The following is a 12,669-nucleotide window of genomic DNA, read 5'->3' as shown; positions in this document are numbered from 1 at the left end:
GCGCGGCACCCCCACGTCGCGGACTGCGCAGGGCTCGCGCGCGTGACCCGCGTGCCCCCGCCGGCCCCCCCGCGGCCGCCGGTGTCTGCGCCCCCCCCCCCCCCCCCCTCTCCCCCCCCCCCCCCCCCCGCCCCCCCCCCCCGCCCCCCCGCCCCCCCCCCCCGCGGGCCCCCCCCCCCCCCCCGCGGGGCCCGGCGCCCCCCCGCGCCGTCCCCCGCCCCCCGCCTGCGTAGTGGATCGAGTGTGCCGCCGTTGTCGATCCACGTGGCGGCGCATCAAGCCGCTCAACAACCCCCGCCACGGCCAACAGCCTACGTGCCAAATGAGATGGTCTCTGCGTTTGCTGACCTGTCCTCAGATGCCAGCGGGGGTTGTGTCCGTCCGGCTTTGCGGCGGCAGGGCGGTCGCTGCAGGCTGGGTGGTCACCGGACGGATTCCGACTTGGCGAGTGCCTGAGTCACGCGCCGCTACGGCGACTCGGCGCTCGGCCTGTCGTCCTGTTTGGGTGAGTAGTTGCCAGTATGGCAGTTTCCTCTTGGTGATGTGGCCCAAGGGTGCCTGCGGAGACAAGAGTGGGGGGAGCCCCAACTCCTTGGGCAGGACAAGTGGGTGCCGATTCGGGCGTCTGGCCGCTGCGCGGCTCTGTAATGCCCGAGTAACGCCGCCCGCCTAGCGTCCTGGCTCCCCCGTACCGTCTGGAGGAGCATCCCGATGCACCTGTCCCGACCGCCCCGGCGGAGAACCGTCGCATGGGTGGCTGCTGCGCTCACCGTCGCGGGCCTGCTGATCGGCCCCCCGTCCGCGGCCGCCGCCAGTGGCCCGGCCGCCCCGGTCGACTCCGCCCTGCTGAAGGCCATGGACAAGGGCGACGACACCTCGTTCTTCGTCGTCCTCAAGGACAAGGCCGACCTCGCCCCGGCCAAGCGCAAGCGCGGCCATGCCGCGCGGACGAAGTCCGCGTTCGACGAGCTGAAGACGAAGGCTCACAAGAGCCAGGAGTCGCTGAACACCTTCCTCGACAAGAACAAGGTCGGCCACCAGAACTTCTGGATCGCCAATGCGGTCAGGGTTACGGGAGACCAGGAACTCGTCCAGCAGTTGGCGGAGCGCTCGGACGTGGCGCGCATCGTCAAGGATCAGCACTACAAGCTCGACGACATCAAGTCCGGGCCCACCGAGGCCCAGACGAAGGCCGCGGTCGAGGCGGCGGCAGTGGAGGACGGCGCCCCCGAGTGGGGCGTGAAGGACATCAAGGCCGACCAGGTCTGGGAGGACTACGAAGACCGAGGCGAAGGCATCGTCGTCGCCAATGTCGACTCGGGCGTCCAGTACGACCACCCGGACCTGGTAGGCAACTACCGGGGATCCGCGCCGCGCCGGTCTGTCCTCCCTGTTCCGGCAGGGCCTGGCCGCCCGAGAGGACGTGCCGCGCCTGGACCAGGCGGCGTGCCTCGCCGTCGTGCGCGACACGGTGGAGTTCGTGGCGGCCCGCGCCTCCGGCACCCCGGCGAGGATCTGGGAACTGTCCCTCGGCAACCCGCTTTTCGCCGTCGAGCTGGCCCGTGGAATGGCCGAGGGAGCCGGTTCCGTGGCTCCGGACGGGGTGCGCCAGCTGGTCGCGGACCGGCTGGCGCGGCTCGACCACGACGCCCGGAGAATCGTCGAGGCCGTGTCCGTGGCCGGTCCCGAGACATCGTTGTCAGAGTTGCTCGACGTCGCCACGTACGGGCTGCACCCCGCTATGACCGGGGGTGCCGCCACCGATGCGCTGGAGCGAGCCATGGCCGCCTCGCTCATCGAGGAGCGGGACATCGTGGTGGGCGGGCAGCACGAGGCGGGGCTGACCTTCCGCCACCCGCTGGTCCGCCTCACCTGCTATGAGCGGCTCTCCGCCGTCCGCCGCAGGCAACTGCACGGCGCGTTCGCACAGGCGGTCCTCCGCCGTCGCCCCGACGCCGTCGACACCCTCGCCTCCCACTTCACGCGCGCCGACGACCCACGCGCCGCCGAATACCTGCGCCGGGCCGCAGCACGGGCCGCCGCCCTCTTCGCCAACGACACCGCCGACCGCTACTACCGCGACCTGGTCGCGCGGCTCGACGTGGACACCGCCCGCGCCCGCCTCGCCCACAGCCAAGTGCTGCGCCGCATGGGCAACTTCGGCCAGGCTGCCGAGGTCCTGCGCCTCGCGCTCGACGAGTTCGTCCGGCGCGGCGACCACGAGGACGCCGTGCTCACGGCCGCCTGGCTCGCCGATTCCCTGGGCCGCACCGGCCTGCCCGACGCCGGTCGGCAGGTGCTGGCGGCGTACCCGGTGACGGCGGACACCCCACCGGAACCGGCCGCCGGCCACTACTTGGCCCAGGCGGTGCTGTGCCGTATCCAGGGGCGTTACGAGGACGCCCATCCGGCCGCCGAGCAAGCCCTGGCCGCCGCGCTGCGGGTGCCCGGGAAACCGGGGGAGGGGCTGCTGGCCCGGGTGCACTCGCTGCGGGCCAGCGTCCTCGGGCTGAGCGGGCGGCTGGACGAGTCCCACCGGGCGGCGGACCTGGCGCTGGCCCCGGCCGAGGCGTACGGGGACCCGACCCTGCTCGGCTCGGTGCTGCCCACCCTGCGGGAGAACGAGCGGCGCAGCGGCCGACTGCGCCAGGCCGTGGCAACCGGTCAGCGGGCCCTCGACCTCGTCGAGCAGTCGGGCGACCTGGCCGGGGCGGGCCTTCGAACGGGCCAACCTTGCCGAACTGTGGCTGCTGCTGGGGGAGGTCGAAACAGCGCGCACGCTCGCCGAGACCGCGGTGGCGGGCGCCGAGCAGGACGACGCCTGGTGTCTTCCGTACACCCTGGCGGCCCTCGCCCTGGTCAGGATGCGTACCGGGGACAACCGGGGCGCCGCCGCCCTGCTGGACCGGGCACAGTCGTCGCCGGGCCTCGTGGACCGGCAGGCCGGCCACGAGGTGCGGGCGTCCCGCGCCGAACTCTCACTGCGCAGCGGGCTTGCGGACCACGCGCGGCGCGCCCTGGAGGGCCACGAGCAGGACGTGCCGGTGCTCGCGGCCTGGGCGGAACTGGACAGCGGCCGGGCGGAATCGGCTTGGCGGCTGGCCCGGGACGAGGTCGACCGGGCCGCCGGCACGGGCGAACGCATCGCGGAGGCGGACGCGCGGACGGTCCTGGCCCACGCCCTTTTCCGGCTCGGCGACGCGGCGGCAGCCCAGGATGCGCTGACGATTGCGGACGAGTTGGCGCAGGCCCTGCCCTATCCGGCAGGCGTGGCCCACACGGCCGAGGTGCGGCGGCTCATGGAGACGGAGCAGGGCGCCCCGTCAGGGCAGTCCGGCTCAGACCGGGGGGCGAAGCGATCGCAGCCGCAGCCATGAGCGACGCCGTGGGACCCGGGGGCGCGCTTGTGCGAGCAGCCGCTCCGGATGCCGCGCGCAGTCGGCCCCTGCCGATTTGGGGGGCCACCTGGTTCCGGCCGTAGGAACGGCATGTCGCCGCACTGGCCGCCTGCACCGGCATCGAGGTCTTCGACCGGCATACGGATGGCGATGCCGTCGTCCAGAAAGGGGCGGACGCCCGCCGGTGTCCGCCGATGGTGACGAGTCGTAACGGTCAGCGAGTGAAGTCCGTCTCCTCGATGCGTGTCTGCACGGTACGGCCGCTTTCCCAGGCGTTGGCCCCCGGTGCCACTTCGGGTGTGGGAATGTCCTCCCGGTTCTCGCGCTTGCGGGACGTGGAGAGGCCGAGCCTGTCGTCCCGAGCCCGGATCATCTCGTCCGACGCCTGTCCGTCCTCGGTGAAGCCCATCATCAGCTGGGGGATGCCGTAGGGAAAGTCGTCGCGGTCGTACTGCCAGGTGTGGAACGTCTTGCCGTAGGTGGTGACGAGATCCTCGAAGTAGGCGTGTTCGGCCAGGTCGGGGATGCCGGGGGCGGCGAGGAGGCCGGACTTGACCTCGAAGTGGTGGCTGTGCCAGAGCCGTTTCTCGTCCGGGGGCAGGCCGCGGAAGCGTTCCTCGCTGATGATGTACTCGATGCCGATCAGGCGGGCGTCGGGCGCGTTGCGGTCGAAGATGACGCACTGGTGCAGGTCGTGCTGGAGGTGGATGCACAGGTGCGTGGCTTCCACCTGCCGGCCCATGTCGTCGGCGTACATGTGGAAGCCGTTGAGGTAGGTGCTCATCGCCTCCAGCGGGTACTTCCGCTGCATCGAACCGGCCGCCAGGTCCAGCGCGCGGTGTTTGAGCGGGTGCCCCTTGCCGATCTTGCCGAGCGTGGCCGCTTTCCGGCCGATCAGGAGACCGGCCGCTGCCGTGACGCCTGCCGCGGCACCGATACCGACGCTCGCGGCTGCTCCCAGGCCGGAGCCGCGCGAGCGGTGTGTGCCCTGTGTGAGTCCCATGGGCGTCGGGTCCCCCGTGCCGCGTGGCCGTAACGGGCCGTGTAACGGTACTCCGAGGCACTGCGGAGTGGGCTGCTCCGCGGCGGTCCTCGGCGTGCGCGGACGAGGAGTGCCCAGACGGCGATCACGGGCAGTACGAGGGCGTCGGCGACGGCCATGGGCCCGTCGAAGCCGATCCGGCCCATCAGCGGTCCCGCCAGCCCGGCGCCCACGGCGGTGACGACATTCATTCCCGTGTCCGTGGCGCCCCGCACCCAGGGCCGCAGGGGTGGCCTCGCCGAGCATGTCCGAGGCCGCCACCGACGGAGCGGGCCGGCTGCCGAGGGCCGCGAGGGTGAGGACGCACTCGAGACCGGACCGGCGCAGAAGCCGGCCAGGCCCACATCACGGTGACCCACCGCGGCCGTCGCCGGACGCCGCACGCGCGCGTGTTCCCCGGCGCGCCCAGGCGTGTGCGGTGTCCGCAGCTTGTGAGGCGCAACGAGGATGACGTGGCAGTGGGCTGTGGAGCGCGGGCGGCTGAGGTGGTGGGTGTGGGGCCCGAACTGCGGGACACCCGCGGAGTACAAGAGAGTTCATCTCGCGCCCGCAGAGATCACATGAGCGGGCGCGTGGAAGGCGAAAGGGGCTTTTGCGTGTCTCAGGTCGAGGAGTCGGTCGAGGTCGACGTGCCGGTGCGTACGGCGTACAACCAGTGGACGCAGTTCGAGACCTTCCCTGAGTTCATGGGTGGCGTGGAACGGATCGAGCAGCGCAGTGACACGCTGACGCACTGGGTGACGAGTGTGGGCGGGGTGAAGCGGGAGTTCGACGCACAGGTCACGGAGCAGGTCCCGGACGAGCGGGTGGCCTGGACGACCGTGGAGGGCGAGGCCCGTCAGGCCGGAGTGGTGACGTTTCACCGCCTGGGCGACGCGCGCACCAAGGTGATGCTGCAGATGGAGTTCGACCCGGACGGTCTCGCGGAGACGGTGGGTGACAAGCTCGGCGTCGTGCGCAAGCAGGTCACCGGGGACCTCGGGCGGTTCAAGACGTTCATCGAGGAGCGCGGCGGGCAGGAAACCGGGGCGTGGCGTGGACAGGTCTGACGCACCCCGCACCGGGGGTGGCGGCCGCTATGTCACCTCACTCGGGCTGGCCCGAGAACGCGGTCGAGAGGAACAACGCGAGACCTGACAGCCGCCTGCCTCACCGGAACAACTCCGGACAGGGACACGGCAGTCCCGCGTGCACCATCCTCTGGCGTGCTCTGATTTCCGGCACCTGCAGGCCCCGCAGACTCGAGGAAGAGTTTGCGGGGTCTGTCGCACGACTGAGCAGCCGATCCCGAACTGGTCAGGGTGAGCTGCTGGCGGAGGAACTGGAGGTCGGCGTGCACGGCACGCCCGCGCTGGACGCCCACAGGGTGGAGCAGGGTCCGGAGATGGCTGCGACATGGCGTTGTGATCGTGGATGCATGAGACCAGGTGCCGGGGCAAGGCTGAGGGCATGACTGCCACGCTCGGTGCCTTCGTCCTTGGTACTCCCGACCCTCGCACGCTGGCCGACTTCTACCGGGCACTGCTCGGTTGGGAGGAGGTCGACCGGGCGCCGGAGTGGGTGCGGCTGAAGGCACCGGGACAGGAACGCCCCAGCCTGAGCTTCCAGTTGGAGAGCGATCACACTCCTCCGACATGGCCGCAGCGTCCAGGCGTCCAGCAAATGCAGGCACATCTGGACATCCAAGTAGATGACCTGGAGGGGGAGAGCGGGCGAGCTCTCGCCCTGGGCGCGATGTTGCAGGAGTACCAGCCGCAGGAGGACGTGCGGGTGTTCCGTGACCCCCACGGCCATCCGTTCTGCCTGTTCCTCCCGGGCGCCTGAGGGTTGTCGGTCGGCACCGGTCCCATGGTCCGGCCGACGTCCGAGGACCGAGGCGCGCTACGCGGACCGCACCGTCAACCTCCCGCTGAAATCGGGCAACTTCGGTGCCGAGGACCTCTTCACGACGGCACGGCGCGGCTGTGAACCCGGTACCCGCCGCATCCCCGAACACCGAGGCCGAGACCCTCGCGGCGGCCGGCCGGCGACTGGCCGCCCTGGGCCTGAGCCCGGGAAGCTCGGGCAATCTCAGCATGCGCACCGAGTACGGCTTCCTCGCCACCCCGACAGGCGCACCGCTCGCGGCAGTGCGTGCCGACCGCCTGTCCGCACTCGACACGGAAGGCGGCCATCGGGCCGGTCCCGCACCGACCAAAGGACCCCACCGGCCCGCGGTGAGCCGGGGGGCGGCGCTGGTGCAGAGTGACCAGATGTCGTATCGCGGCTTCCTCGCCGAACTGCTGATGGCCGAGTGCGCTGACCGGGCCCGCCGCCGTTCGGAACGACGGGCATATTGCTGCTACTCCGTGGTCTCCAGGGGAGTGCGGGAGGAGAATACAACCCACCTGAAGTGCGGTGCCGACTGACGCGGTCACCGCGCCGACAGCCGGAAATACCGCGGTCCGGCTTCCTCACTGCCGTCACCTAGGGTCATGCCCATGGCTTACGTAACACCGAGTTCAGACGGTCAGGTGCGAGCGATCATGTTCGTGGGAGGGCTTGTGTGTTTGCCCTCGGGGGTCGGACTAATGGTGGGCGTGCCGTTCGGCGCCTTCACCGCTCTTGGTGCGGCCTTCGGGGCGGTGGGGCTGTGGTTCGTCTGGCGGTGGTGGCTACTGCTGTCGGAGTTCTCAGGGCGATGCCGCCGACTGTTGCTCGTTGGGGCAGTGCTGAATGTCGTGAGCGTTGTGCTGCTGGGGCTGAGCGGCTGGCTCTACTTCAACTCGGCCCAGCCTGGTGGCAGCCTCTCCGTCTACGCCTGGACCGCCGCCGGCAGCGCCGGGATCGTCTGCGTGATCTCTCGAATCGTGGTCGGTGTGCGGCGGCAGTTGCTGCTCCGCCGGTAGCCAGTGGGCCCATGGCTGCGGTCACGCAGGGCCTGACGACCAGTAAGACGCATTGATCGGCCGTGCCGCCCGACCGGTATGGCGGGTCCGGCTCATGCAGCGCCCGCCTCAGGGTGTTCCACGAGCGAACCTCCAAAGGAATCACGCACGGTTGGAATACCGCCTCTTCACCGGTAAACGTGCTTGCTCGCACCAGAACGCCAGACCGGACGTGGTCGAAAGGAGTTGGAGGAGTGGCCCCCGAGTCGAGGTCGTCTCGGAAGACGTCATCTCACCTGGGCGGCCTCGACGTCTCCAGCGGCCTCGACTCGCTACTCCGAGCCAGTGACTGACGGTAGCGCCTCGACGATGAAGAACAGAAAGCAGGGCTTGGCCGAAAGGTCGTTGAAGCCGTCGGGGAGCAGTGCCCGGGCGGCTGGGTCAGGTGGCGGCGCGCTGATGACGGACAGGCCAAATCCCGCGGTCGTGCAAGCGTCGATCATTGCATGCAACGGCCTTCGCCAGAGTCGCGTCGATTCTTGTGGATCAGTTGAAGTCGATCACGTTGCGAGGGCGGTGGAGCCTTCGATGAGGTTGAAGGCTGGCCCCCGCTCACGAGCGCATGATGCAGAACTCGTTGCCATCGGGGTCCTGCATCGTGATCCAGTCCTCGCGCTCGGCCTCAACCGTTGCCCCGAGTGCGCATAGCCGCTTGACCTCTGCGGCTGCATCGGTCGTGCTCAGGTCGAGGTGGACCCGGTTCTTGGCCCGCTTGTCCTCTGGCACCAGCTGAAAGAAGATGCGCGGCAGTCTGTCGTCCGTGTCAACGAGCAGGACAGTAGGATCGTCCTCCGGGTCGTTGATGCCCAAGGAGCGCAGCCGGGTCAGCTCCTCCTCGTCGTATGGCGCGACTTCGTAGTCATCCAGGGCTTGCGCCCAGAATCGGGCGGTCGACGCCGGATGAGGGCTGTCGAAGACGATGTCCTTGATGGATGCCACAGGACTCCCTTCAGGAACGGATGTCAGCGAGATGATCCGAGCCGTCTGTAGTGCGTAACTGGCAGACACGGTAGATCAGTTGATGGGGCTTATGCCGCGCTGAGCTCGGGTCGTTCGACGAGCTGGCCGCGTTCGAAGCGGGCCCCGGCGCGGACCGGGGCGACGAGGTGGGGTGCGTTCACGGCCCGCCAACGCTGCTGGGCGGACTCGACGAGCTTGAAGACCATCGCCAGGGCGGCCCCGCGGGAACCGGCCCCGCGGGTGACCTTGGTTCGCAACCGGACGGTGGAGCAGGCTGCGGTGCTCGGCCACTCGCATCACGGTGCGTCGTCTCTAGGGAACAGTTCGAGGGAACTGTACGAGTCCCAGCCCGTCTTCCTCGTTCTCCTGATTTGTCTGGTGACCAGGACCGGAGGTGGGGGGCGTGCCGGTAGCTGAAACGGTCTATCGCATGGCGGTGCTCATTTTTGTGGTGGTTGGGGGAGTTCGACGGTGATGTTGAGTCCGCCGGTGGTGCGTGGGTGGAGGGTGAGGGTTCCGTTGTGTGCGGTGGTGATGGTTTTGACGAGGGCGAGGCCGAGGCCGACGCCTGCTTGGTCGGTGTGGATGCGTTCGGTGCCGCGTTGGAAGGGTTCGGTGAGGGTTGCGACTAGTTGTTCGGTGAGGTGTTCGCCGGTGTTGTCGATGGTGAGTACGGCGGTGGTGGGGCGGGTGCTGGTGTGGATCCAGACGGTGCCGTGGTGTGGCAGGTTGTGGACGATGGCGTTGTGGATGAGGTTGGTGGTGAGTTGGAGCAGGAGGGCGGGTGAGCCGGTTGTGGTGGTGATGTCGCCGCTGGTGTGGAGGGTGACGCCGTGTTTTTCTGCGAGTGGGTGGAGTGTTTCGGCTGCTTGTTCTGCGATGAGGGAGAGGTCGACGTTTTCTCGGGTGAAGGATCGCTGGTTGGCGCGGCTGAGGAGGAGCAGTGCTTCGGTGAGGTCGATGGCGCGGGTGTTGATGGTGTGGAGGCGGTCGACGAGTTCGCTGCTGTCGTGGTGGGGGTCGGCGCGGGCGACGTCGATGAGTGCTTTCGAGATTGCTAGGGGGGTGCGCAGTTCGTGGGAGGCGTTGGCGGCGAATCTCTGTTGTTCCGCGACGTGTGTTTCCAGTTGTGTGAGCATGGTGTCGAAGGTGTCGGCGAGTTCGCGGAATTCGTCCTGGCGGCCGGGCAGGCGGATCCGGTGGGACAGTGATCCGTCCGCGGCTGTGCGGGTGGCCTGGGTGATCCGGTCCAGGGGGGCGAGCATGCGTCCGGCGAGGATCCAGCCTCCCAGGAGGCCGAAGATCAGCAGGAAGATCAGGACGGCGGCGACGGCGGGGCCGAAGCCTCGCAGGAGGACGGAGCGGACCAGCATTCCCGAGGGGTAGGAGCGCAGGAGGAAGACCCATACTGCCGTGAGGATCAGGACGCCGGCCAGCATGAGGAATCCGGCGTAGCTGAGGGTGAGCTTGAGGCGCACGCTCCATCCGGGCTGTCTATCCATGGCCGCCGTCGCTGTCGCCGTCGCTGTTGCCGTTGCCGTTGCCGTTGCCGTCGCTGTTGCTGTTGCTGTTGCTGTTGCTGTGCCGTGTGCCGCGTGGTGTGTCGATGCGGTAGCCGACGCCTGGCACGGTGGCGATGAGCCAGGGTTCGCCGAGGCGTTTGCGCAGGGCGGAGACGGTGATGCGGACGGCGTTGGTGAACGGGTCGGCGTTTTCGTCCCACGCGCGTTCGAGGAGTTCTTCGGCGCTGACGACGCCGCCTTCGGCGGCGACCAGGACTTCGAGGACTGCGAACTGTTTGCGGGTGAGGGCAATGTAGCGGTCGTCGCGGTAGACCTCGCGGCGGAACGGGTCCAGGCGCAGGCCCGCGATTTCGCGTACCGGGGGCCGGTTGTGGGCGCGTCTGCGGTCGAGGGCCCTGAGTCTGAGTACGAGTTCCAGCAGTTCGAAGGGTTTGGTGAGGTAGTCGTCGGCGCCGAGTTCGAATCCGGAGGCTTTGTCGTCGAGCCGGTCGGCGGCGGTGAGCATGAGGACAGGGGTGCCGCTGCCGGAGGCGACGATGCGTTTGGCGACCTCGTCGCCGGAGGGGCCGGGGATGTCGCGGTCGAGGACAGCGATGTCGTAGGTGTTGATACTGAGCAGTTCCAGAGCGGTATCGCCGTCACCGGCGATGTCGGCTGCGATCGCTTCCAGGCGCAGGCCATCGCGGATGGCTTCGGCCATGTAGGGCTCGTCCTCGACGATCAAGACACGCATGCTCTCAAGGCTACGAGGCGAAACATATCTTGGGCGTATAGAAAACCGGATATGTGCCGGCAACATCGGTGGGTTTTCACTGGTGGTGATGAGCGGCGAGCGAGAGCCTGTGATGAGCAGCGCGCACAAGCAGACGATGACGCAGGTGGACGCGGCGGCGGGCGGGCAGGGCAGGCCGGCGGGCGGCGGCGAGGATTGCCGGTTGGCGGGCGGCCGGCCGGGCCTGTTGCAGCGCGGCCCGGTGCTCACGGCGTGTGCGCTGCTGCTCGGTCTGCTCCTGCTGCTGCACGGGACGCTCACCGACCGGGCCGGTGTGGGCAGTCTGGTGGAGACCTTCCTGCCGTGGTTCGGGCTGCTCGTGCCGGTGCTGCTGGCCGCGGCGCTCTGGCGCCGCTCCGCGAGCGCGGTGGTTGCGCTGCTGCTTCCGGCCGTGGCGTGGGTGAGTCTTTTCGGCGGGCTGCTCGGCGACAAGTTGCGTGCGGGCAGTGACCTGACCGTCGTCAGTCACAACGTCGCGGCCGGGAACCGCGATCCGGTCGGCACCGCCCGTGACGTGGCCGCCTGCGGCGCGGATCTGCTGGCGCTCGAGGAGCTGACCGACCAGGCCAGGGTCACCTACGAGAGGGAGCTCGCGACGGCGTATCCGCATCACACCGTGCAGGGCACGGTCGGGCTGTGGAGCAAGCTGCCGCTGTCCGGCACCCGTGCGGTGGATGTCCTGCGGGGCATGGCCGGGCCACTGGCCCGCAAGCTGCGGCCCGGGGACATCCCGGTGGACACGCCCCGGGCGCTGCGCACCACCGTGGTCACCGAGAAGGGGCCGCTGGCGGTGTACGTGGCGCATCTGGGTTCGGTGCGGGTGATGCCCAGGGGCGGTTTCTGGACGGCCTCGCGCGATGCCGGCGCGGCGAAGCTCGCCGCCGCGGTGGCCGCCGAACGCAGCGAGCGGGTGCTGGTGCTGGGTGACTTCAACGGCACCGTGGACGACCGTGCGCTCGGTGGTCTTTTCTCGCAGCTGCGCTCGGTCCAGGAGGTGGCCGGGGACGGCTTCGGTTTCAGCTGGCCGGCGAGGTTCCCGGTGGCGCGGATCGACCAGATCCTGGTCCGTGGTGTGCAGCCGAGGAGTGCGTGGCTGTTGCCGGCCACGGGCAGTGACCACCGGCCGGTGGCGGCCGGGATCAGCTGGTGACCGCCGTGCGTGCCGCCGGGCCCGTGTCGCCGGTGTACCGGGATGTGCATACACCCCGGCGACACGCCGCGGCCGGTCGGCGAGGGGACCCGCGGCGAGGACCTGAAGGCGTTTTGCAGCCTCTACGTCCACACCGCCACACGCGGCCGTTTCACTCCCCGGCCGCTGCGCTTCTTCGAGGCCGTGTTCGCGCAGATGGGGCCGAGGACACCGAGCGGATCAAGCTCTGCCTGGCCCGCCACCGGGGCGAGCTGGTCGCTGCCGCGGTCCTGGTCCGCGTCGGCGTCCACGCGTGGTGCGCCTACGGTGCCTTGGCCGCCGAAAAGCGCGAGGTGTGTGGTTTTCACGCCTGCCAGTGGGCGATGGTCCGCGCTGCGCTCGCGGCCGGCTGCGACGTCTGTGACCTGCGCGGTTTCACGCCGGCGCTGGATGCGCCGGACCCGCGCGCCGGGCTCGTCCCGTTCCTGGCCCACGCCGGCGGTCAGGCGGTGCGCTACGTCGGCGAGGGGGAGCCGCCGCTGCGGCCGAGGATCTACCAGGCCTTGGCCGCTTTGTGAAGCGGCACGCGTGCACCGGGCGGCGTGCGCGACGGGCGTGAGGATCCGCCGGGCACCGTGCGCACGCCTCGGCCGTCCATGGGCCACTGGACCACACGGGTCCCGCCGGCGCGGATACACCGGCCAGGCGGGCAGGCCGTCCCGGTTCCTGCGCGAGCTGCCCACGGGCGGATCCTGGCCGCGTCGTCGCGCGTGTGCTCCCGCCCTGCTGGTCTACGTGAGTGCGGCGGCGATTTCGTCGAGGCGGGCGCCGCGGGAGGCTTTGACGAGGACGACGTCGCCGGTGGTGAGGTGGCTGCGCAGCCAGGCGAGGGCTGCGTTGTTGTCGGCGGGGGTCACC

The 12,669-nt window shown here is 69.8% G+C and carries 12 protein-coding genes and 3 pseudogenes; 8 read left to right on the top strand and 7 right to left on the bottom strand.

Features of this window, described 5'->3' with window-relative positions; all coding sequences use genetic code 11:
* Positions 1-669: 669 nt before the first annotated feature.
* Positions 670-1,338, bottom strand: coding sequence for a hypothetical protein (locus DMH12_RS39310; RefSeq protein ID WP_185832691.1), 669 nt, complete (start codon positions 1,336-1,338; stop codon positions 670-672).
* 361 nt (positions 1,339-1,699) lie between these two features.
* Entirely contained in the window at positions 1,700-2,731 is a 1,032-nt protein-coding gene (locus DMH12_RS40060; protein WP_260474430.1) for a hypothetical protein, read from the bottom strand.
* 64 nt (positions 2,732-2,795) lie between these two features.
* Here DMH12_RS40060 and DMH12_RS40055 point away from each other — a divergent pair, with 64 nt between their 5' ends.
* Complete coding sequence (locus DMH12_RS40055) at positions 2,796-3,377, top strand: hypothetical protein (protein WP_260474429.1); 582 nt, start codon at positions 2,796-2,798, stop codon at positions 3,375-3,377.
* Between the two features lie 235 nt (positions 3,378-3,612).
* Here DMH12_RS40055 and DMH12_RS32820 read toward each other — a convergent pair whose 3' ends face one another.
* Positions 3,613-4,401, bottom strand: a complete 789-nt coding sequence (locus tag DMH12_RS32820; RefSeq protein ID WP_125495023.1) for an OBAP family protein — start codon at positions 4,399-4,401, stop codon at positions 3,613-3,615.
* A 635-nt stretch (positions 4,402-5,036) separates the two neighbouring features.
* Here DMH12_RS32820 and DMH12_RS32815 point away from each other — a divergent pair.
* The 5 genes and pseudogenes from DMH12_RS32815 (at position 5,037) to DMH12_RS39305 (ending at position 7,328) form a co-directional block, all read left to right on the top strand.
* On the top strand, positions 5,037-5,489 hold the full coding sequence (locus DMH12_RS32815; protein ID WP_125495022.1) for an SRPBCC family protein: 453 nt from the start codon (positions 5,037-5,039) through the stop codon (positions 5,487-5,489).
* A gap of 400 nt (positions 5,490-5,889) precedes the next feature.
* Complete coding sequence (locus tag DMH12_RS32810; protein ID WP_125495021.1) at positions 5,890-6,264, top strand: VOC family protein; 375 nt, start codon at positions 5,890-5,892, stop codon at positions 6,262-6,264.
* 104 nt (positions 6,265-6,368) lie between these two features.
* Positions 6,369-6,626: pseudogene (locus DMH12_RS32805) on the top strand (class II aldolase/adducin family protein); the annotation flags it as partial.
* 60 nt (positions 6,627-6,686) lie between these two features.
* Positions 6,687-6,770 (top strand): annotated as a pseudogene (locus tag DMH12_RS40370) (AAA family ATPase); the annotation flags it as partial.
* A gap of 390 nt (positions 6,771-7,160) precedes the next feature.
* Positions 7,161-7,328, top strand: a complete 168-nt coding sequence (locus DMH12_RS39305) for a hypothetical protein (protein WP_185832690.1) — start codon at positions 7,161-7,163, stop codon at positions 7,326-7,328.
* 591 nt (positions 7,329-7,919) lie between these two features.
* Here DMH12_RS39305 and DMH12_RS32790 read toward each other — a convergent pair.
* From DMH12_RS32790 to DMH12_RS32770, 4 genes and pseudogenes are all read right to left on the bottom strand, one after another.
* The gene (locus tag DMH12_RS32790; protein WP_125495020.1) at positions 7,920-8,306 is read right to left on the bottom strand and encodes a VOC family protein; all 387 of its coding nucleotides are present in this window, start codon (positions 8,304-8,306) and stop codon (positions 7,920-7,922) included.
* Between the two features lie 89 nt (positions 8,307-8,395).
* Positions 8,396-8,596: pseudogene (locus DMH12_RS32785) on the bottom strand (IS256 family transposase); the annotation flags it as partial.
* Between the two features lie 171 nt (positions 8,597-8,767).
* The gene (locus DMH12_RS32780; RefSeq protein WP_125495019.1) at positions 8,768-9,829 is read right to left on the bottom strand and encodes a HAMP domain-containing sensor histidine kinase; all 1,062 of its coding nucleotides are present in this window, start codon (positions 9,827-9,829) and stop codon (positions 8,768-8,770) included.
* Positions 9,822-10,583, bottom strand: a complete 762-nt coding sequence (locus DMH12_RS32770; protein WP_260474428.1) for a response regulator transcription factor — start codon at positions 10,581-10,583, stop codon at positions 9,822-9,824. The genes DMH12_RS32780 and DMH12_RS32770 overlap by 8 nt, the downstream gene beginning before the upstream one ends.
* 88 nt (positions 10,584-10,671) lie before the next feature.
* Between DMH12_RS32770 and DMH12_RS32765 the strand changes: the two genes are divergently transcribed.
* Both DMH12_RS32765 and DMH12_RS40570 read left to right on the top strand, forming a co-directional pair.
* Positions 10,672-11,772 carry an endonuclease/exonuclease/phosphatase family protein gene (locus DMH12_RS32765; protein ID WP_399189652.1) on the top strand — a complete coding sequence of 367 codons (1,101 nt, stop codon included), beginning with the start codon at positions 10,672-10,674 and terminating at the stop codon, positions 11,770-11,772.
* A 311-nt stretch (positions 11,773-12,083) separates the two neighbouring features.
* Positions 12,084-12,329: a peptidoglycan bridge formation glycyltransferase FemA/FemB family protein gene (locus DMH12_RS40570; protein ID WP_399189649.1), complete on the top strand. Its 246-nt coding sequence runs from the start codon at positions 12,084-12,086 to the stop codon at positions 12,327-12,329.
* The last annotated feature ends 340 nt before the right edge of the window (positions 12,330-12,669 follow it).

The sequence above is a fragment of the Streptomyces sp. WAC 04229 genome, from assembly GCF_003947455.1.
Taxonomy (GTDB): domain Bacteria; phylum Actinomycetota; class Actinomycetes; order Streptomycetales; family Streptomycetaceae; genus Streptomyces.
This window is presented reverse-complemented; position numbering and strand designations above follow the sequence as displayed.